The sequence below is a fragment of the Chryseobacterium sp. IT-36CA2 genome, from assembly GCF_949767875.1.
Classification (GTDB): Bacteria; Bacteroidota; Bacteroidia; order Flavobacteriales; family Weeksellaceae; genus Chryseobacterium.
Genome location: NZ_CATKPG010000022.1, coordinates 299,545 through 319,901 on the forward strand (window position 1 = coordinate 299,545; position 20,357 = coordinate 319,901).

Annotated in this window: 22 protein-coding genes; 11 read left to right on the forward strand and 11 right to left on the reverse strand. The window is 36.0% G+C overall.

Features of this window, described 5'->3' with window-relative positions; all coding sequences use genetic code 11:
* Nucleotides 1-5: 5 nt before the first annotated feature.
* From ACM6F9_RS16175 to ACM6F9_RS16185, 3 genes are all read left to right on the forward strand, one after another.
* Nucleotides 6-1,346: a S41 family peptidase gene (locus ACM6F9_RS16175; RefSeq protein WP_414846660.1), complete on the forward strand. Its 1,341-nt coding sequence runs from the start codon at nucleotides 6-8 to the stop codon at nucleotides 1,344-1,346.
* A gap of 293 nt (nucleotides 1,347-1,639) precedes the next feature.
* Nucleotides 1,640-1,909, forward strand: a complete 270-nt coding sequence (locus ACM6F9_RS16180) for a hypothetical protein (RefSeq protein WP_414846661.1) — start codon at nucleotides 1,640-1,642, stop codon at nucleotides 1,907-1,909.
* A gap of 79 nt (nucleotides 1,910-1,988) precedes the next feature.
* Nucleotides 1,989-2,711 (forward strand): sterol desaturase family protein, encoded by a 723-nt coding sequence (locus ACM6F9_RS16185; protein WP_414846662.1) that lies wholly within the window; start codon nucleotides 1,989-1,991, stop codon nucleotides 2,709-2,711.
* A 10-nt stretch (nucleotides 2,712-2,721) separates the two neighbouring features.
* On the opposite strand, the gene ACM6F9_RS16190 is transcribed toward ACM6F9_RS16185, so the two are convergent.
* The gene (locus ACM6F9_RS16190) at nucleotides 2,722-3,144 is read right to left on the reverse strand and encodes a MarR family winged helix-turn-helix transcriptional regulator (RefSeq protein WP_414846663.1); all 423 of its coding nucleotides are present in this window, start codon (nucleotides 3,142-3,144) and stop codon (nucleotides 2,722-2,724) included.
* A 51-nt stretch (nucleotides 3,145-3,195) separates the two neighbouring features.
* Between ACM6F9_RS16190 and ACM6F9_RS16195 the strand changes: the two genes are divergently transcribed.
* Nucleotides 3,196-5,445 (forward strand): ATP-binding cassette domain-containing protein, encoded by a 2,250-nt coding sequence (locus tag ACM6F9_RS16195; RefSeq protein WP_414846664.1) that lies wholly within the window; start codon nucleotides 3,196-3,198, stop codon nucleotides 5,443-5,445.
* Between the two features lie 378 nt (nucleotides 5,446-5,823).
* On the opposite strand, the gene ACM6F9_RS16200 is transcribed toward ACM6F9_RS16195, so the two are convergent.
* The 7 genes from ACM6F9_RS16200 to ACM6F9_RS16230 form a co-directional block, all read right to left on the reverse strand.
* Nucleotides 5,824-6,858, reverse strand: coding sequence for a phytase (locus tag ACM6F9_RS16200; protein ID WP_414846665.1), 1,035 nt, complete (start codon nucleotides 6,856-6,858; stop codon nucleotides 5,824-5,826).
* Nucleotides 6,859-6,864: 6 nt separating this feature from the next.
* A complete protein-coding gene (locus ACM6F9_RS16205) occupies nucleotides 6,865-9,675 on the reverse strand; it encodes a TonB-dependent receptor (protein WP_414846666.1) in 2,811 nt (936 codons plus the stop codon).
* Nucleotides 9,676-9,808: 133 nt separating this feature from the next.
* Nucleotides 9,809-10,192 (reverse strand): hypothetical protein, encoded by a 384-nt coding sequence (locus ACM6F9_RS16210; RefSeq protein ID WP_414846667.1) that lies wholly within the window; start codon nucleotides 10,190-10,192, stop codon nucleotides 9,809-9,811.
* Between the two features lie 67 nt (nucleotides 10,193-10,259).
* Complete coding sequence (locus ACM6F9_RS16215; protein WP_414846668.1) at nucleotides 10,260-10,793, reverse strand: Crp/Fnr family transcriptional regulator; 534 nt, start codon at nucleotides 10,791-10,793, stop codon at nucleotides 10,260-10,262.
* A 10-nt stretch (nucleotides 10,794-10,803) separates the two neighbouring features.
* Nucleotides 10,804-11,340 (reverse strand): TetR/AcrR family transcriptional regulator, encoded by a 537-nt coding sequence (locus tag ACM6F9_RS16220; RefSeq protein ID WP_414846669.1) that lies wholly within the window; start codon nucleotides 11,338-11,340, stop codon nucleotides 10,804-10,806.
* A gap of 63 nt (nucleotides 11,341-11,403) precedes the next feature.
* Entirely contained in the window at nucleotides 11,404-12,108 is a 705-nt protein-coding gene (locus tag ACM6F9_RS16225; RefSeq protein ID WP_414846670.1) for a hypothetical protein, read from the reverse strand.
* Nucleotides 12,109-12,250: 142 nt separating this feature from the next.
* Nucleotides 12,251-13,132 carry a cupin-like domain-containing protein gene (locus ACM6F9_RS16230; protein ID WP_121487500.1) on the reverse strand — a complete coding sequence of 294 codons (882 nt, stop codon included), beginning with the start codon at nucleotides 13,130-13,132 and terminating at the stop codon, nucleotides 12,251-12,253.
* Between the two features lie 237 nt (nucleotides 13,133-13,369).
* Between ACM6F9_RS16230 and ACM6F9_RS16235 the strand changes: the two genes are divergently transcribed.
* From ACM6F9_RS16235 to ACM6F9_RS16260, 6 genes are all read left to right on the forward strand, one after another.
* Entirely contained in the window at nucleotides 13,370-14,665 is a 1,296-nt protein-coding gene (locus tag ACM6F9_RS16235) for an Ig-like domain-containing protein (protein ID WP_414846671.1), read from the forward strand.
* A gap of 32 nt (nucleotides 14,666-14,697) precedes the next feature.
* Entirely contained in the window at nucleotides 14,698-14,949 is a 252-nt protein-coding gene (locus ACM6F9_RS16240; RefSeq protein WP_414846672.1) for a hypothetical protein, read from the forward strand.
* Between the two features lie 37 nt (nucleotides 14,950-14,986).
* Complete coding sequence (locus ACM6F9_RS16245; RefSeq protein ID WP_414846673.1) at nucleotides 14,987-15,343, forward strand: winged helix-turn-helix transcriptional regulator; 357 nt, start codon at nucleotides 14,987-14,989, stop codon at nucleotides 15,341-15,343.
* 64 nt (nucleotides 15,344-15,407) lie between these two features.
* On the forward strand, nucleotides 15,408-16,403 hold the full coding sequence (locus ACM6F9_RS16250) for an MsnO8 family LLM class oxidoreductase (RefSeq protein WP_414846674.1): 996 nt from the start codon (nucleotides 15,408-15,410) through the stop codon (nucleotides 16,401-16,403).
* A gap of 25 nt (nucleotides 16,404-16,428) precedes the next feature.
* Entirely contained in the window at nucleotides 16,429-16,989 is a 561-nt protein-coding gene (locus ACM6F9_RS16255; RefSeq protein WP_414846675.1) for an AAA family ATPase, read from the forward strand.
* A gap of 50 nt (nucleotides 16,990-17,039) precedes the next feature.
* A complete protein-coding gene (locus ACM6F9_RS16260; RefSeq protein ID WP_414846676.1) occupies nucleotides 17,040-17,603 on the forward strand; it encodes a DUF6624 domain-containing protein in 564 nt (187 codons plus the stop codon).
* A 61-nt stretch (nucleotides 17,604-17,664) separates the two neighbouring features.
* Here ACM6F9_RS16260 and ACM6F9_RS16265 read toward each other — a convergent pair whose 3' ends face one another.
* The 3 genes from ACM6F9_RS16265 to ACM6F9_RS16275 form a co-directional block, all read right to left on the reverse strand.
* A complete protein-coding gene (locus ACM6F9_RS16265; protein ID WP_414846677.1) occupies nucleotides 17,665-18,003 on the reverse strand; it encodes a YciI family protein in 339 nt (112 codons plus the stop codon).
* Nucleotides 18,004-18,076: 73 nt separating this feature from the next.
* A complete protein-coding gene (locus tag ACM6F9_RS16270) occupies nucleotides 18,077-18,412 on the reverse strand; it encodes a nuclear transport factor 2 family protein (protein ID WP_414846678.1) in 336 nt (111 codons plus the stop codon).
* Between the two features lie 90 nt (nucleotides 18,413-18,502).
* Nucleotides 18,503-19,639, reverse strand: a complete 1,137-nt coding sequence (locus ACM6F9_RS16275; RefSeq protein WP_414846679.1) for a tetratricopeptide repeat protein — start codon at nucleotides 19,637-19,639, stop codon at nucleotides 18,503-18,505.
* Between the two features lie 166 nt (nucleotides 19,640-19,805).
* Here ACM6F9_RS16275 and ACM6F9_RS16280 point away from each other — a divergent pair, with 166 nt between their 5' ends.
* Nucleotides 19,806-20,309, forward strand: coding sequence for a DinB family protein (locus ACM6F9_RS16280; RefSeq protein ID WP_414846680.1), 504 nt, complete (start codon nucleotides 19,806-19,808; stop codon nucleotides 20,307-20,309).
* Nucleotides 20,310-20,357 lie beyond the last annotated feature (48 nt).

Consider the following 20,357-nt stretch of genomic DNA (forward strand, 5'->3'; position numbering starts at 1 on the left):
TGCGTATGAAAAATTTTTTAAAACTTCAATGCATTGCCATCGCAGCCTTTCTCATTTCGTGTACGAATAATAATGACGAAGGCGCACCCGTTTTTCCGGAAGGAAGCACAGAATCCGTTAATCTTTGGGTTCAGGACAGTATGAAACGGTATTATTATTGGGCAGATGAAATGCCTTCAAAGCCAGATTATCAGCTTCCCGTTAAAGATTTTTTCAAAAGTCTGCTTTCTCCCAAGGATCGGTTTTCTTTTATGGTTAATACTGAAGATTCTTCTACCTATCCGCGTTCTATCAGAAATATGTACGGGTTTGATTACTCTGTTGTTCAGCTTGCCAATAATGAAGTAGTTACCGTTGTGAAGCTGGTTCTGCAAAACTCTCCGGCTTTCAATTCCGGGCTGGAAAGAGGAATGATCATTACCAAAATCAATGGAAAAGCAATGACAGCTGCGAATGCTGAAACAATGGCTTCCTCTATTAAAGATCAGACCGTAGTAGAGCTTACCGTCGGGAAATGGCAAAATGGAGTAGTAGCTGACGAAAAAAATATCACGGTTTACTATGGTTTCTCATTTGAACAACCTGTATTATCTAAGGTTTTTGAGAAAAACGGTAAAAAAATAGGATATCTGTATATCTATGATTTTCCGGACGGAATGACCCAGACATTGTATCAAAAGTTTGGAGAATTAAAAGCTGCCGGAGTTCAGGAGCTGATACTCGATCTCCGCTACAATTATGGAGGTTCGGTATCATCTGCTGCTGCACTCTGTTCATTGATTCCTTCAGGATTATCATCTGGCTCGCCATTCATTATTTTTAAAGGAAATAAAAATGGGGGTGAGGTAAAGAGAACATTTGCCCAGCAAATCGCTTATGACCCAAAAGCTTTAGACTTTACAACCTTGCGTGCGAATGCGTTGGGATTACAGAAAGTATTTATTCTTACATCGAATAGTACAGCATCTGCAGCCGAAATTGTTGTAAACAACCTGAAACTTTATATGCAGGTCATTCAGATTGGAGATGTTACACTGGGAAAAGATATGGCAGGATTTGTAGTGGAAGATAAACGTAAGCCAAGAAAAATTTCATGGCAGATTCATCCGGTAATCTATAAAGTATTCAATGCCAATGGAGCCGGAGAATACAGCAACGGAATTTCTCCACAGATTAGTGTCAATGAATTTGCCGGACTCCCATTATTATCTTTGGGTGATCCTAACGAAACCCTTATTTCTTCTGCCCTTAACGGAGGTTATTTCAAATCTGCAAGCCAGGAAAAAAATGGAAGTGTTAAGATTTTATATCAGAGTGATGTTCCTCCGGTTATGATGGAGAAATAGAATTTGGATAGAAAATATAAAAAGTCGTTACATTTCAGCTATGTGAAAATGGATATCTATTTTTAAACCATTAAGAATTTTAAAGAATTAAAGCAGCGTTAAGGTCAATCATTCTGATTTTAAATTAAGGCGAAGCTTATCTTAATAATCTTAAGACCTTAATACAATCTTAATCGTTTAAAAAAAGAAATTTAAAAAGGTTATTTAATAATAAAAAATAATATATCGAATAGTATAAGGATAAGACTTCTTGCCGTTTTACTTATTCAGAAAATCAATAAAATAATAAGATCATGCAGGGAATAGAGCCAAAACTTCATATGAACCTGACCAGCCGTGTTGAATATTACCGTCTGCTGATAGAAGCTGCGGAAGATCCTGAAAGCCAGCCTTCGGATGTGATTAATCAGATTTCAGAACTCAGACATTTGTATGATGAGTATCTGTTGAATAAAAAGAATCTTGAGAACAGCATCAAAAACTACCGCGAATATCATAATGATTTAAGAAAAAAACTCACATCAAGATTGCGGGAGCTCAGAAGAAAGGCAAGACAGAAATAGTATCCGGAATGCACTTTATCGGTAGATTTCACTATGAAATTCATACCTTTATGACATCAAGCTGAAGGATGAAGGACTTATGAATTTTAATCAAACAGAACTTTCCGGTTATTTGGATATTTTTTGGCAGTTTTCCTGGCCAGAATGGATTATATTCAGTCTGATCATTAATATTTTTCTGTATTTGTTTTCCATAGGCTTATATGTTTTTATTGAAAAAACTTGCCATAAAAGCCAGTTACAGGAGAAAAATCATCCTGTCACCAGATCTGATTTTTATCTCAGTCTGCTGACTGTATTATGTAACAGTTTGGTACTTTTAATAGGTGCTTTCTTATGGAAAAACGGATGGATTGTGCTGAGAGAAGCTCAATCCACATTTGGAATAATAGTGGAAGTTGCTGCTTTGCTTCTTTTGATGGATCTTCTGATGTATTTCTTTCATTTTGCAGCCCATTTACCTTTCATCTATAAAACTTTGCATGGAAAACATCATGAGCATGTCAGTACCAATTTTTTAAGCCTTTTTGTACTGCATCCTTTCGAAACCATAGGATTTGGATTAATGATGCTGGCTTTACTCATTGGCTATGATTTTTCTGTAGTTTCCATTTCAATATATCTTTTGCTCAATCTTATTTGGGGAACCATAGGACATTTAAACAGAGAATTTTTTCCGTCTTCTTTTGACCGTTTCTTTGTAGGAACAACAAGATTTCATAATCAGCATCATATGGATGAAAGCAAAAATTTTGGATTTTATACTTCTATCTGGGATAGGGTGTTTGGGACCTTTAAATAGGAGAAAACTATTACAATTTTACATGATTCAGTAATTTTTTTAACAGATAATTGAAATTTTCCAATTCTTTAGAAGTCAGTATAGAAGCCGTCTGTTTGGTAATGTTTTTACGGAAAGTCTCTGAATTTTCTATGATAAATCTTCCTTTATCTGTTACCGAAAGATTGTATTTTCTGTGATCTGTTTCTTGCTGTTTCTTAATAATCAAATCACTACTAATCAGAAATTTCAGCTGCTTGGAGATAGCTGCCTGGCTGATATTGAATGCCATTGATATTTCTCTGCCTGTTGCTGTTCCTTTTCTCATAATAAATTCAATAATATTATAATGGGCGGCAGTTACTCCGTTAATGTCACCTCGATTCATATGAGCCAGAATAAGACATTGGAAATCAGTAAATGTGTTAAAAAATTCTTTTTCAATGCGTTTCATGAGAAATATACTTAACTTAGTTAATTATTAACAAAGTTAAACATTTTTATCATGGAAAATATAGAAATTACCAATGCCCGGCAGAATAATCTCAAAAATATTTCCATAAAAATTCCAAAATATAAGATCGTAGTTTTTACTGGAGTATCAGGATCCGGAAAATCATCTTTGGTTTTTGAAACTATCGGGGCTGAAGCCCAAAGACAGATCAATGAAACCCAGAACAGTTTTATCAGAAACCGTTTGCAGCATTATGGTGTGTCGGATGTGGATAAAATTGAAAATTTAAATGTTCCTATCATCATCAATCAGAAGCGGTTAGGAGGGAATGCCAGATCTACGGTGGGAACGGCTGCCGATGTGTCTGCTTCTTTAAGACTGCTGTTTTCAAGAATGGGAGAGCCTTTTGTAGGATATTCCAATGTTTTTTCATTTAATCACCCCCAGGGAATGTGCCCTGAATGTGAAGGGTTAGGTTTTGTTCAGACATTGAATGTGAATGCTTTAATTGACCGCGATAAATCTTTACACGAAGGTGCTGTCCGTTTCCCGACTTTTCAGCCGGGTGGATGGCGATTAACAAGATATACGATGTCTGGCTATTTCGATAACGATAAAAAATTAAAGGATTTCACCAATAAGGAATGGGAAATTTTGCTCTATGCGCAGGAACACAAACCTAAACATCCACATAAAGACTGGGGAAAAACGGTAAAATACGAAGGTATCATTCCAAGGATTGAAAAAGCGTTTCTGAAAAAAGATTCCAAAGAAAATATCACAAGAAAAGATGCCCTGAAGAATATTGTGATCACAAAAACCTGCCCGTCATGCCGTGGAAAACGGTTGAATGAAAAAATCCTGTCCTGTAAGGTCGAAGGAAAAAATATTGCAGACTGTATGGCTCTTTCTGTGGACGAACTGCTTGAGTTTATTACTTCGCTGGATTCAAAACAATACGAAGTCGTCATCAAAGAACTTTCCGCAAAGCTGCAGAATATCATTACGATCGGATTGCAGTATCTGACTCTGGATAGAAGTACCAATACGCTTTCCGGAGGAGAATCTCAGCGTATAAAAATGGTTCGGAGTCTGGGAAACAGCCTGATAGACCTTTTATATATTTTTGATGAACCAAGTATTGGCCTTCATCCAAAAGATCTGCAAAATATTATCACTATCATACAGCAGATCAGAGATAAAGGAAACTCTGTTTTAATCGTAGAACATGATCCGGATCTGATAAAAATGGCAGACCGCGTGATTGATATAGGCCCAGGTTCAGGAAGAAATGGAGGAGAAGTGGTGTATAACGGAACTTTTAAAAATTTAAAAAATTCGGCAGGTAAAACTGGTTCTTATTTCGCTGAAAAACCATTTGTAAAACAAAAATTCAGAAAACCTGACGGCTATCTGGAAATTAAAAATGCCAACAGGTATAATCTTAAAAATGTGACCGTACAGATTCCGACTGGAGTAATGACGGTGGTAACAGGAGTTGCTGGATCTGGCAAAAGTACTCTGATAAATCGTATTCTGCCAGAACTTTATCCGGAGGTGACCATTATTGATCAATCTCTGTTTGCAGCAAGCGCCCGTTCTAATTTGCTTACTTATCTGGGAATATCAGATAGTGTGCGTAAGCTTTTTGCACAATCTAATCATGTTTCAGATAGATTGTTTAGCAGGAATAGTGAAGGAGCCTGTAAAAACTGTAAAGGATTGGGAATAGAAAAAATTGATCTTGCTTTTATGGATGATATTGAACAGCCCTGTGAAGTTTGCGGAGGTTCAGGTTTTGATTCTGATGTGCTGCAATACATGTACAGCGGAAAAACAATTGTAGAAGTTATGAATATGACGGTTCTGGAGGCCGTTTCCTTTTTTGGGGAAGAATCTGTTCTCAAAAATTTTGATCTACTGATACAATTAGGTCTTGATTATCTGACATTAGGACAAAGGCTGGACAGCTTTTCCGGAGGTGAGAGACAGCGCCTGAAACTGACAAGAGAATTGAAAAATACCAATCAGATCATTATCCTTGATGAACCTAGTACAGGGCTGCATCCAAGTGATACTCAAAAACTGCTGACATTTTTTAACGGTCTTGTAGATCAGAATAATACACTGCTTGTTATAGAGCATAATCTTGATATTATTTCACAGGCAGACTGGATTGTTGATATGGGGCCAGGTGCAGGGAAATTTGGTGGTGAAGTTTTGTTTGAAGGTACTCCGCAGGAGCTATTGAAAAACAAAATATCATATACTGCGGAATTTCTGAGGAAACATATTCAGTAAGAAGTATGAAAAACGATGATTATTAAGATTCGCTTTATTTTATAAGAATGGAATTAAATCTTAAACACAAAGTCTGAAGAATAATTTTTTTACTTTTAAAGTAGCAAAGAGTTGCGACAAGCGGCTTAAAAAGCTCATGGATAAATATTTCGCTTCATCGGTTGATTGAAAATCAACTCTTTCTTAGCTCACTTAAAATACTACAGAATTTAAAATAAACTTTGCGTTGAAAAACTTTAAGATCTAAACCATTAAGAAAAATGAAAAAGTGAAGGGTATTAAGATGAGCAACCTGTCATTGCGAATTAAAGGTGAAGCAATCTCATCATTGTAGCTCAGCTTAATACTCTTAAAATCTTAATGGTTCAAAAGATTATTTTATTTATCAGCTTTCACGGCTGATTTTATTGCTTTTTCAACTATTCTCCAGTCGTAAAAGTGAAATACTCTGCCATTACTCATCGCCACAAAAACTCCTTTCGGGAATTTTGGACCCAAATTAACATTCGTTACCTCAGAACCATCACTTTCCAACGTAGAAACCGGAATTTCAGCAATTCTTCCTTTGGATTGGTCTTCTCTTAAATAGACATTGAACGTGTCATTCTGCTGATTGGAAACCAGAATATATCCTTTCCCTTTGGAGGTTGGATAAATCGAAATTCCTTCCGCATCAGATTTAAAATCACCTTTCCCAAAAACCGATAACTCTTCATTGCCTTTTCCCGGATCAGCATAATATTTATGGACTCCAAACTGCTCATCGGAATAATAAACATAGCCCATTTCATCATCTACAGCAATGCTTTCAATCTCTTTTAAGCCGCTGTATTTCCCGAATTTGCGGACAACTTCTCCTGTAATGGTACCATCTTTTTCAGAAAGTTTATACTGCCATAAATAACCGTCAGACGGACCGGATTTTCTTCCGACAATTACAAATATTTCTCCTGTTTTCGGATCTTTATACATTGAAACGCCCATTGGACCACGTTCTGTTTCTCCTTCAAATACAGAGACTTCTCCTACTTCTTTCAAATCTGGAAAAGCATATAATTTTACTTTGTTGGTCTCTCTTTCCGTTACTGCAGCGATATCTGTTTTTTTTCCGTGGAGAACAAAGCTATATTCAATATCAACGTTATTGGGACGCTTCAGTCCTGTAACTTTATTAATGATTTTTCCGTTGAGATCAAAGGCGTACAGCCCTCCATCAGTATCTTTATCTGTTCCGATGATGATACTTTTGGAAGCATCCTGAGGGTTGATCCATATGGCAGGATCATCCGTATCATGAACCACAGTTTCTGTAATAATGGCAGGTTTTAGTTTTTCGATTACTTCTTTCTGCCCTGTACAGTTGATCACCAAAGGAAAAACTGAAAGAGCCAATATATAATGTATGTTTTTCATGTTTATTTAAAAATCAAATTTCACTCCCATTGTAAATCTCGGTCTGTAATATTCGGCCTGGGCAGTTCTGCTTTGGATTCCCTGGTAGTATCTTAACGGCTGATTGGTCAGATTATTGGCTTCTGCAAAAACTCTAAGCTGACTTGTAATCTTGTAGGAAGCATTAGCATCAAGGAAGAATTGTTTATCATAATAACGGTCATCAAACGCTTTGCCGCCAAGCTCATCAATATAATGAGAAGCGTAGTTCATGGAAATTCTGGCTGAAAATCGTTTGTTTTCCCACGAAAGCGAACCGTTGAACATATGAGGAGCCGCACCCGGAAGCCCTACATCTGTTCTTTCAATACCTTCTTCGTTAGTAATTCCTTTTGCTTTGGATTTTGTATACGTATAGTTTACATAAACTCCAAGCCCTTTCCAGAAAGCTCCTGGGATAAAATCAAGTTGTCTTTGCAATGCGACTTCAAAACCGTAGATATCTACATTATCACCATTACGTTGCTGGGTAAATTTCCAGTTGCTTTCTCCGGCAGGGATCGGGTTGGTTTGTCCTGCAAAATCATTGGCGAAATCATTGGCTGTATAATTTCTTTTGGAATAGGTATAAATAAAATCGTTCAGGTTTTTATAAAAAATACCTCCGGAAAGAATTCCGACAGACTTGAAATATTTTTCAGCCATAAAATCAAAATTATAGGCATAAGTGGCTTTCAGGTTAGGATTACCAGCTGCTACAATCTCATCTTCTGAAATTACATTCAGGTACGGAACCAGTGAATAGTAATTCGGACGGGCAAGGGCTGTGGTAAATGCTGCACGAAGTACAAGATCCTGCATTGGAACATATTTGAAGGAGATATTCGGAAGTACATTGGTGTACGTATTGGTGTTATTAATTTGTCCTACCAGATCTTTCTCATTCATCACATAATTTCCGGTATAATCAATCTGTGTTGTTTCAATACGAGCTCCAACAATCATTGATAATTTATCATTAAAATCCTGATCCCAACGGATGTAACCTGCATAGATCTGCTCTTTTGCATTGTAGTTGCTGGAAAGATACTTTTCTGGCTTCAGGGTTCCTTTAAACAAATTGGGATTGAATAAATCCAAACTTCCAAGAAAAGCAGGATCCACAAAAGTCCCCGGAACATAATTTCCAGCCTGGAAGTTCTGGCCGTCAAGATTGATCGTAGGTACAGATAAAAGACTTCCCATACTATTGACCGGAGTAAAAGCATAGAAATCATTCTCTCTTTCCTTTTTCTTCAAACGCATACGGAAACCTGTACGAAGACGACCTTTCTGGCCATCAATAACCGAAAACGGAAACCTTATATTCACTTTCGCTCCCAATTCTTTTTCTTGCGTAAAGTTATTAGCATCCGAAAGATCACTCAGTTTATAACTGCCCAGATTGTCTGCAGCCAGAAGATTGAACATCGGTTTTTCAGGGTTGCTAAGATCTGGAGAAAAGTTCATCTTGCTGTTTTCAAACTCTATATAACGCTGATGAGGTTTGTCTTCACTGGCGATGGCGTAGTTTACTGACCAGTCCAGATCTACTTTAGATCCTAATAAATGTTCACCTCTTAATGCATAGTTCTGAACTCTTTGTTTTTCCAGACGGGTATTGTCGTTATCAGCATCTCCTCCTTTATTCTGTCTTGTGATACTTCCTTTCCAGTCTGTAATCTCCGTTTCATCGGCATTGTAGACCGGTTTTATTTTATATCCTAAAGCCAGTCTGGTTTCTTTATCATTTCTGAAATTGTACATCGCAGAAGCGTAGATCTTGTTTTTGGAATTGAATTCATAGTCCATATTAAGATCAAAACTATGTCTGATACGGTGCTCATTATAATAACGTACACCCATCTTGCTTACATAAACGGTTTGTGCAAGATCATTCGCCTGGCTCCATACGGGTTCTATATTATCGGATCCAAAATTGTTGTTGTTATATGAAAAGCTGAATACAGCCCCTAATTTTTTGTCTAAAAACCGGTTTCCATAGACAAATCCGGCGGTGTAATTTCCTTTTTCACGGATAGGATTATAACCTCCTGCAACGGTTGCTGAAATTCTTTGTCCGTTCGGGGAAGCTCTGGTAATCAGATTTACAGAACCACCGATAGCATCGGCATCCATATCCGGAGTCAGGGTTTTATTAACTTCTATGGTAGAAATCATATCAGAAGGAATCAAATCCATCTGTACATTACGGTTATCTCCTTCAGCAGAAGGAATTCTGTCACCATTCAACGTAACCGAATTAAGATTAGGGGCAAGACCTCTGATGATTAGGTTTCTGGCTTCACCCTGATCGTTTTGTATTGTTATTCCCGGAACCCTTTTCAAAGCATCTCCGATATTGGCATCAGGAAAACGCCCGATCTGATCAGAAGAAATCACATTGGTAATATTGGCATTGTTTTTTTGCTTGTTTAAAGCTCTTGCCTGATTTTTCAACGTAGCGCCGGAGACTACAACTTCTGCAATAGAGGTTTCTTTCTTGTCGAAAACGATATTCTGGCGGGTATTTTTCTCTGGTTCTACCGTCACATTATATTCATGCACACCATAACCCAGATAATCAATTTTCATGGTGTAACTGCCAGGGGGAACATTGAGAAATACAAAATTTCCGTGTTCATCAGATGTGGTATAAATATTTCCCGGACTTAAAGAGATTTTGGCTCCAGGCAGGGCAATTTTAGAATCGTCATTGATGTTTCCGGAAAGAGATCCGGTTTGTGCATAGAAAAATAAGGAAGCACAAAATAAAACAGATGTAAAAATTTTCTTCACTTTCTTTAGATTAGATTAAAAACTTAACAAAATTAAACGTCTGTTTGGAAAAGAAGTTGAAGAGAAAATTAAGGTTTTCTTAAGAATTGTTAATATGGAAACTGTTTGTTAAAAGAAAACACAGAGTAATTAATTACCTTTCGGATCCTAAATTTTTTGCAGTTTCATCTCCTTCCACGAGTAAAGTCAATTCATCACATCGTATAATCTGATGATTGTGGATTGTAAATTCTGCCAGTACCTTGTGCACAACTTCACTTCCGTCTTTTAGTGTGGATTTTGCTATGTGATTGGTAAATATAATATTACCGTTTTCAGCATAGCTGATGATTTCAAGCTTTTGTTCATGCACTTTTTCTTTGAGTTTCTTGATATGTAGGACAAATTGATCATAATTCAGTTGGGAATGATCTACAAGCTGAATGTATTCTTTTGAAAAATATTTCTCAATTAATGATTCGTCAAATACCGGATTTTCTAATACCTCTTTGAATACCTGTTGGATAAAATGTTTCATAACTTTATTATTTTGAAACAAAATTACCTTATAGATTAATGGCTGAACGATAACAATTGTAAAGAAATTATCTCCGGTTACGTATTCTGCTCAATGAAACACTTGTTATTCCAAGATAAGAGGCAATATAATGCTGTGGAAAGCGGAGAAGAAGCTCTGGCCTGTTTTTGAGAAGTTGTTCATATCTCTGTTGGGGAGAATCTTTAATGAAGGAAATGAGCCTTTTATTGATTTCGCTGAAACGTTTGTAAAAAAGCGGATGAAAAGTATGCTGGAATTCCTGATTTTCCATGAGCTTATGAAAAGTGTCAGTATGAAGCTCATAGACTGTGGTAGTTTCCAATGTTTCAATAACAAAATCGCTGGGAATCCCATTCAGGAAGCTGTCAAAGGATGAAACAGCCTGGTTTTCTGTTATAAAATCCAGTGTAAGTTCTTTTCCATCCTGATAGAAAAAAACTCTTAAGGCTCCATTTTTTACAAGGAACATCTTATCTGAAACTTTTCCTTCCTCAAGCAGGATAGTTTTGACAGGATAAGTAATTTCTGCTAATGAATGAAGATCAGTTTTAAAAAAAGAATGAAAATCTGGAATATGCATAGCTGAAAGATTAATGGGAGTTGTTCAGAATATCCTGTACAATAATTTTTGATTTTTCGATTAATTCATTCGATCTGTAAAGCTGGCTGGTAAGTATGGCACTTTCAAAAAGAAGATAAATATGAGCTGAAACCATATCATTTTGAAGAACATCATTAAAGCTTTCTCTCAGCTTATTTTTATGAGTACGGATCACATGGTGAACATCTTCCTTATCTGAAGGAATTTCCGACAAAATATTCAGAAAACTGCATCCTCTGAAATCTTCTTTTTCATTCATGTAAATCAGGAAATCAAAAGATCTTTGAAATTTCTCCTGTACGGTTTTTGTTTCTGCTGTGAATTGTTCAAGTTCAGAAACCCAATAATCATATCTTTTGTTGAGAAATTCAATACAAAGATCATCTTTAGATTTAAAATGCTGGTAGAAGCTTGCTTTGGAAACACCGGCTACGTCAATAATCTGGTTGATGCCTGTATTGTTGTAACCTTGCTTATGGAAGAGAACCATTGCTGTATTTAGTATTCTTTCGCGAGGTTTGAGCATCGTATAAAATTTTTACAAATGTAAAAAATAAACAGACTGGTATGTTTGAAAATAGAATTAATTTTAAGTAAATCCTCGTGCAAAATAAAGCTGAATAACAAAAAAGAGTACTGTGAAAAACCACACAACATAAGGATGATAACTGAAATTATTCTTCAGAATATAGTGCAGTGCTTTGAAAAGCTTAAATATACCAATGATTCCAATAATAATAAAAACAAGAAAAACAAAATAATCTCTTGTTCCATATTCAGTCACTTTACCAAGATGATCCAGATAGGATTCTACATTCAGGGTTTGTCCCAAAAACATAGCCGAAATGATTAATATAAAAAATGGAGTAGAAGTATACACTGTGGTATAAATGAAAGAAAACAACAGCGTACGGAAAGTAACTGTATTTACTTTTTCCTTTTTGTACCATAATAAAGCAACGCTGAAAATAACGGCTGTAACATTATTCATCAGAAAAATGAATAAGGCTTTTTCTACCATACTTAATCCCTTGATCTTTGAAATAATATTGTGCTCACCACCATAATCCATTAAAAGGACAGAGATAATGACAGAGGTATAAACGGAAAGCTTGATAGGAGAGAGGTAGTCGTGAAAACGTTCTGTTTCTTCTTTTTCCATCTCGTGTACAGAAAGATCATAGCAGCGGCGGGGATCCTGAAACAATTTGAAAATGGTTACCGGAACCAACAATATTTCAATAATAATCTGCAGGCACAGCTTCTCAAAGCTATCGATCAACTTTTCAAACATATACACGGGTATTAGGGAACGTATTATGCAATTTAATTAAATTTTAAACGATATCTCAAAAAAATAAAGCCTACAAATAAAAAAAGAATGGATGATTATAGTAAAACCATCCACTCTTTATATGTATTAGAATTGCCTTTTATTATTTGGGAAGCCCTCTTTTTAATGCATTATTCGCTATTTCTACAGCTTTTCTTTCTTTCCAGTCCATATACCTTTTTTTGTATCGTCCTTTCATAAAGTTATCAAAATTACGCTGAACAGCAAGGTTCCAAAGAGAATGTGCTTTTACAGCCCAGCTTTTGTCCCATGCACGCAGAGAAATAGAGAAAGAACCGTCCAGATATTTCATCCAGTGCCACCATCCGGTAGGCATGAAGAGTGTATCTCCGTGTTCAAGGAAGCATTCAATACCCTCAATACCATCCAATGCCGGGAATTTCTCAAAATCAGGATTGGCAATATCATAATCTTCCAGTGCATAAGTAGCATATGGAAGTTTATAAAGTCTTGATTTCCATTTGTATTCAAATAAAAGAACATGTTTCCTTCCATTGAAATGCGTATGGAAAATATGCGGCATATCAATATCATAATGAAGGAAGGTCACAGAACCTTTCCCTCCAAAAAACATACTCGGATATTTATCTAAAAATCCTCCCATCAGATTCTTTGGCGGAACATAATCGTCCAGAAGTTTGGGTGCAAATTTTATAGGATCAAAGAAAAATATTCTTAGATCTGTAGGCTCCCTTTGAATCAGGTCTACATACTCGCTAAAAGGCATTTTCGTCGTTGGAGTATTAATAGGAGCGGCAGGATCTGCTTTGGAACTGTCGTAAAGGGGAACTTCAACGTCTCCTACTACTTCTTTCATATACTCCATCGTCCATTTTTGGTAGGCAGGCCATTTTCTTGCCATATTCTTGATTACCACTGGCTTACATGGCTTTAGATATTTTTCACGGAAATCTTCTTGTGAAATATCATCTACAATATCAATTGGTTTAAGGATTATTCCCATTCGTTCAAATTATTAAGCTAAAGTATTAAATATTTGCGACAATAAAATGGAAAGAATTAAAATTATTTGGAATTGATATAAATAAATAACAAACCCCAGATTGTGATCTTTCTTTGTTGGAGTTATTAGGATAGATTTTTAGTTTTTATTCTTTTAAAATGTACCGTGTTTATATGGGAAAAAGACTGTTGTGAAATACAATAATTGTATGTATCATTGTTACTGTTAAAAATAATCATGAAACGTTTTACCACTATTATTTTCTCACTTGTATTTGCAAGTGCTTTTTCACAGAAATCGGCCAAAATATTTACTTCGGATATTGATAATTTTTGGGTCGCTTATGACAGCATTCAAAAGACAGACAATCACTCCCAAAAACTGGATCTGATAAAAAGATTGTATACCGATAAAGCTACAAAAGGCTTAAAAGCTTTTATGAAATCCAGAAATTATAATGATAGTGTATACGTGAAAGTCATTGATAAATATCCTAAATTCTGGAATTCCGTAAGACCCAATACTTTGACGATTAAAACTAAAACAAAAGAACTGGAAGCCAGTGTTGTCAAGTTAAAAGAATTATATCCTGAACTAAAAGATGCTGAAATGTATTTTACCATTGGCGGACTGAATTCCGGGGGAACAGTGAGTGGAAATATGGTGTTGGTAGGCGCTGAACTTGCCACAGGACTTTCGTCTACAGATGTTTCAGAATTCAAAGACGAATGGCTGAAAGGCGTTTTTGCAATGCAGTCTCTGGATAATATCGTATCTCTGAATATCCATGAATATATCCATACCCAGCAGGTTGGAGACCGCAGAAGGGTCTTAAATCAATCTATAAAAGAAGGATCATGCGACCTGATTGCTGAGCTTGTGATGAATAAACCTCAGGAAAGGAAATATTTATCTTATGGAACTGCTCATGCGGATAAAGTGAAAGATCGGTTTAAAAAAGAAATGTTCACCGGAAATTTTGCCAACTGGCTTTATAATGGAAGAGATAAAGGAGAAAGTGCAGATTTAGGATATTATGTAGGATATGAGATCAGTAAATTGTATTACCAGAATGCTAAAGATAAGAAACAGGCCATAAAAGATATCATTGAGCTGAATTATAACAGTGATAAAGCCGTTGAGGATTTCCTTAGCCAGTCAAAGTTTTTTAAAGAAAAAACGAAAGATCTGATGAAGGAATATCGTAAAAATTCACCGGAGATCGTAAAAATAGATCCTGCCAATGGTTCTGAAGATGTAAATCCTGATACAAAAGAAATACGAATTACTTTTTCTAAAGAAATGGTGCCGGAATATTATTCTTTCAATCTTTCAGAAAAAGGAAAAGAATATATGCCGATCACCAAGGTTATTGGAATGGAAAATAATGATAAAACGTTGGTCTTGGGTGTAAATCTTAAGCCTAATAAAGAATATGAATTTTTCCTTACTAATAAAAGTTTCAGATCCAAAGAGGGCTATTCTCTGAAAGACGAAAAACTTCTTATCAGGTTTAAAACCGGGAATAAATAGATAATCGGAAAAGATTTGTTTAAAATAAGGCTATGAAGAATAATATACTCAAAGTGTTCAGCACAAACATCATGATATTGTCTTTGATAGCCTATATTCTTGGGCTTACAGACTCCGCCTTCAGACAGGTTTATCCCTCAGAAGACGGGTTCTCTTATCTGATCAATTCCATACAATATTTTGTGCTTTGGGTATTGCCTTACTGGTGGTTGATTATTATAGGTGGAGCTTTATTACTGACTTTTTTATATTATATCCTTAAAAAACAACAATCTAACAGTTAAAGTCAAACTTTAAAGTGTAGCGATAAAAAATATTATTATGCCTCAATTTTTTCATGATAAAAGACTGTATTATACGCCTATTGAATTTGCTTTAAGCCATATCGGAGGAACCTGGAAGATGCCTATTCTGTGGAGATTGCAGGAGAAACCTCTTCGTTTCAGTGAGCTTAAAAAAGATATTCCGCATATTACAGATAAAATGCTGACCAGCCAGCTGCGCGAACTGGAAGCTAAAGACATGATCCATCGGGAGGTATTCCCTGTAGTTCCGCCAAAAGTGGAGTATAGTCTTACAGAGAAAGGAAGAAAAGCAATTCCTGTAATTGAAACCATTATGAATTTTGGTTATGACTTGATCAAAGAGGAAGGAATTGTGTTTCCTCCCAAAGAATGATAAGCGGATATTTCGTCATTAAATAAAGCTTTTTTCATACCTTCACCATAAATTATTCAATGGTATGAAGCTGAAATTAGGGATATTAGACCAGTCACCTACCACCATGGGAGGCAGTGCTGCATCTGCATTGGAAAACAGCATCAATCTTGCCTTATTGGCTGAAGAAACGGGCTTTCACAGTATCATGTATTCCGAACATCATGGCGTGGAGGCTTATGGAAGTTCCAGCCCTGAATTATTAGCTGCTATTGTACTCAGCAAAACAAACCGAATTAAGATAGGAACAGCCGGCATTATGATGCGAAATTATTCTGCTTATAAGATCGCGGAATGGACTAAAATGCTGTCAACCTTATATCCCGAACGCTTTATCCTTGGATTGGGAAAAGCTCCCGGAGGATTGAAAGATGCGGTGATGGCTCTGAATAATCATAAACCTGTCATTTTATCCAATATGGAAACGAAACTGGAAGAGATTATTCAATTTATCAAAGATGAAAAAGGAGTGTACAATGGGCTGATTGCACAACCCACCCAGGTGAAATACCTCCCTGAAATTATGTGGCTGGGCTCAGGAATAACCTCTGCAAAAGAGGCTGCGAAACATGGGATTGGCTATTCGTTTGCTGCTTTTATGAACAATGAGAACGGGATGGAAAATACAGCAGTATATCTCAGAGAATTTGATGGGAATCAATATTTTTCTCAGCCTTCTTTACAGATTGCAGTAGCAGTATCTGTGGCGGAAACTCTGGATCAGGCCAGGAGGAACGCTTATGGCATGGCATATCAGTTTTTACAATCACGGCAGCTAGCTAGTCCCAATGCTGTTCTTTCCCCTGAAGCTGTAGAGCAAAGGATTTTAGGAATTCATGATGAAGAAGAGTTTTTCACTGTTTTGGATAGGATTATTATAGAAACACCCAACTCTGTCAATCAGAAGTTGAAACAGATTTCAGAAAAATATAATACGGATGATCTCCTTATATTATGCAATATGCATCAGGAGGAAGACCGTATCAACACCTATAAACATATCATTAACAATAATAAATAACTTCTCCGGAATATAAGTGAAAACCATGAAGCAGGATAATTCAATAGTATATATCATAACGGGTGGTCCTGGAGCGGGAAAGACAACCTTACTGGATGAATTAAACAAAAACGGACTGGAAACGGTACCTGAAGAAGGACGAAAAATCATTAAGGAACAAATTGATTCTAATGGTGAAGGACTTCCATGGCTTAATAAAGAACTTTTTGCAGAACTGATGTTTAAAGAATCTGTAAAATCGTACCTGAAAATAAGTCAGATGAACAATGTGAGACCTGTTTTCTTCGACCGGGGAATATTGGATACGATGGGCTATATGAGGCTTGAAAATATTCCAATTCCGGCATTCATGGAAGCGAAAGCAAGAGAAATGGTGTATCATAACAATGTTTTTATTCTTCCGCCATGGAAAGAGATTTATAAAAATGATCCCGAAAGAAAACAAACCTTTGAAAAAGCAATACTTACTTTTGAATGCATGAAGGAAATTTATCAGGAATACGGCTACAGTCTCATAGAAGTCCCGAAAGCTGCAGTGGAAAACAGAGCACGCTTCATCCTTGACGCTATTTCATCTAATAATTAAATTAATTGCTTATCAATCACCAATCATCATTTATCAATTATAATTATAATATGAACCATCTTCCTTTTGAAAAAGAGCTCATTGAAATGGCTGACAAAGATCTGTCAGTTAGAGAAAAACTTTTGGAAGCAGAGAAATTATCCGGAGGTTATCATCCTGAAATGGAACGTATTCATAGAGCCAATGCACAACGTCTTCGGGAAATAATATCGGAAATAGGTTACCCTACCATCTCGAAAGTAGGTGAAAAAGCAAGCGAGGCTGCGTGGCTGATTATCCAGCATGCTATTGGTGAGCCTGAATTTATGAAAGAATGCAGTATCATGATGGAAGAGAGTGACAATGACATCAATCCTGTTAATAAGGCCTATTTATACGACAGGATTCAGGTTTTTCAAAGCAAGCCACAGAAATATGGAACGCAGCTGACTGCTGAAAGAGCCATCTATCCTGTAGAAAATAAAGACAACCTAAACGAAGAACGTAAAAAGATAAATCTGCCTCTTCTTTCAAAAGAGGAAATCAACAATATTCCGGAGCCTGAAGAGATTCCGGAAATTGACAGTAAAGATGCCGGGTATACAGTCTGGAGAAAAAAAGTAGGCTGGATTTAATAAAAATGCAGAATAAAGAAAGTAATTTTCGGCTTAGACTGCAATAATTTCAAGCTCATTTTTATGCCTTCAAAACTTCACGTACTTCAATATTTCCCCCAATTTTAAAGATAGGATTTCCTTTTGCCATTTCTACTGCTTCATCTATAGACTCTGCTCTTACAATAATATATCCGCTAATGAATTCTTTAATCTCAGTATAAGGTCCATCAGTTACAATATTATCCGGTTTTATGGTTTTTGCAGCTCCGGAAGCAGGCAGAAGAGTGTTTCCTTTATCCACCAGTTTATTCTGAGCGGCAATGTTTCCCAGCCAGTTCATCCGTTCCTGAATCTGTTCAGGGGAAGGTTTAAAATCGGAAATATCTTTCAGTCTGAAGATTAATGCAAATTCTTTCATGATCTATTTTTTTTGTTATTCATTTCAATGACGATTGAAACATAAAAATGGAGACAAAAATCTTAATTTTATTTTATTCTTTTAACAAAGGTCTGGGATCAAATAAAACTTTTAAGGTATAAATCTTTCCATCTTTAATCTGATACCATCCGGAAGCCTCTACTTCTTTTGTGCCCATGTCAATGGTATACCAGAAACATACATCTTCACCGGATGTAAAAGCTTTCAGAATTTTGTACTTAAACTTCATCTGCTTCATATCATTGATATAAACAGAAGCACCTTCTCTTTTTCCCAATACGCCTATAAATTTAAAATCAGGATCAAGACAGCTTTCTGCCTTGTCAAAATTTTCTTCATTTAAATATTGGATAAACTGTTCTGCTGTATTTTGGTTTGTATTGTTCATAACGATCCTTTTTTATTATTAAATACAAATTTAGCTGGTTACATATCATTTCATCTGTGATTATAATCACAAAATGATTCGTAGTTTTTACTATTTTAAGCTTGGAGTTCTGCTTTTAGCATAAGCAATCTGTTCTTTTTCTTTTTCCTGATCCGGATTGTTTTTAAGGTATAACTGGTAATAAGTTGCTGCGTTTTTAGGCTGCTTCAGGTTGAGATCGTAAAGAAGGCCCAAGCGATAATAAATAATATTGCTCGTGCCAAAAGTTAATCCTCTTTTATAAGCTGTCACTGCATCATTATATTGATTTTTGGTTTCATAAATTCCCGCCAATGCAGCATAGTAAAGGGTGGTGTGATCTGAGATAGCTTCATCAATCGTTTTTTGTGCATAGATAGCCGCGTTATTATAATCTTTCAGCTCACGATAGCTTAATGTCATGAAATATAAGGTGCCTTCGCTCTGTACTCCTGTCTCTTCCAACATTTTATAAAGACTGATGCATTTCTGATAATCTTTTACATAAAAATAGGCCTGTCCCATATCATTCATCACGTTCACATCAGCATGATTTTTCAGGAGTTTTTCACCAATTTCAATCACTTCCGGATACTTTCCTAGCTGATTGGCAACCGGTAATAAAGCCTGTTGTAAAGTGAAATTTTCTGTATCGGAAGCAATGGCAGTTTTTAATACATCATAAGCCGGTTTAAATTGTTTCAGACCGCTGTAAGTCAGAGAAAGATCATAAGCCACATCCGGATCTGTAGAGTTCAGAGTATTGGCTTTTTTCAGATAATTAAGTTTAGACTCAGGAGTATCCGCATAGACGGCAAGCTGCTTATAAGCATTGAAATTGAGACTGTCCACTTGAATAATTTGTTGAAGATATATCTTGGCATTGGATGTATTACCACGTCTGGAATTAATACTGGCCAGACTGAATAGAGTAGGCAGATGATTGGGTTGAATAGCATTGATTTTCTGATAATTTTTCTCTGCTTCAGGCAGTTTACCAGCCATCATATTACAGTAAGCTATCTGAGAAAGCGCTTTTATATCCTGCATATCTTCTGGATATATGCTCTGAAGATATTTTGCGGCATCGGCATAACGTTGTGTTTCATAGTATTCAAGAAGTTTTTCAGTATCAATTTTTGCAGACTGAGCAGTGATATTGTTAAAGCATAACAGAATAATACACACACAGGTTCCTATTTTCATCATGGTTATTTTTTAACTAAAATATTGGATATTTAATAAGGTTCCAAATTTTATCCTCACTTATTGGGGATTTTTTCAATTTTATGAATAGTTTATCATTGAAATCAAAAATTTTTGTCCTTAGATTCCTTATATTCACCTACAGAAAAGATCAAAAAAGCCAATAGCTATGGAAATAAAGACTGTAGGATCATTCTTAGATTACTATAAAAAAATAAGAGAAAGAACCAACCGGATCATTGAGGTGGTTCCTCCCGAACATATTGACTTCACCTACAAACCCGGGAAATTTACTATTGGAGATCAGATAAGGCATATTGCTACGATAGAACGGTATATGTATGGAGAAACCATTTCCGGAAAGAAAAGTGCTTATCCGGGATGTGGAAAAGAGCTGGCTGATGGCTATGAAAATACGGTGAAGTTTTTTAATGAAATGCACCATCAGACTCTGGAAATTATCAATAGACTTTCCGATGAAGATCTTACCCATAAATGCTTAACACCCGCCAACAATGAAATTTCTATCTGGAAATGGCTTCGTGCTATGATAGAACATGAAATTCATCACAGAGCTGAAATTTATATTTATTTGAACCTTCTGGATGTAAAAACACCGCAGATCTACGGATTTTCTGCTGAAGAAGTTCAGGGAATGAGCGTGAAATTATAGAATCAAATGCGCCTTGAGAAAGAATATACGGTCGGGTGAGGTTAATTT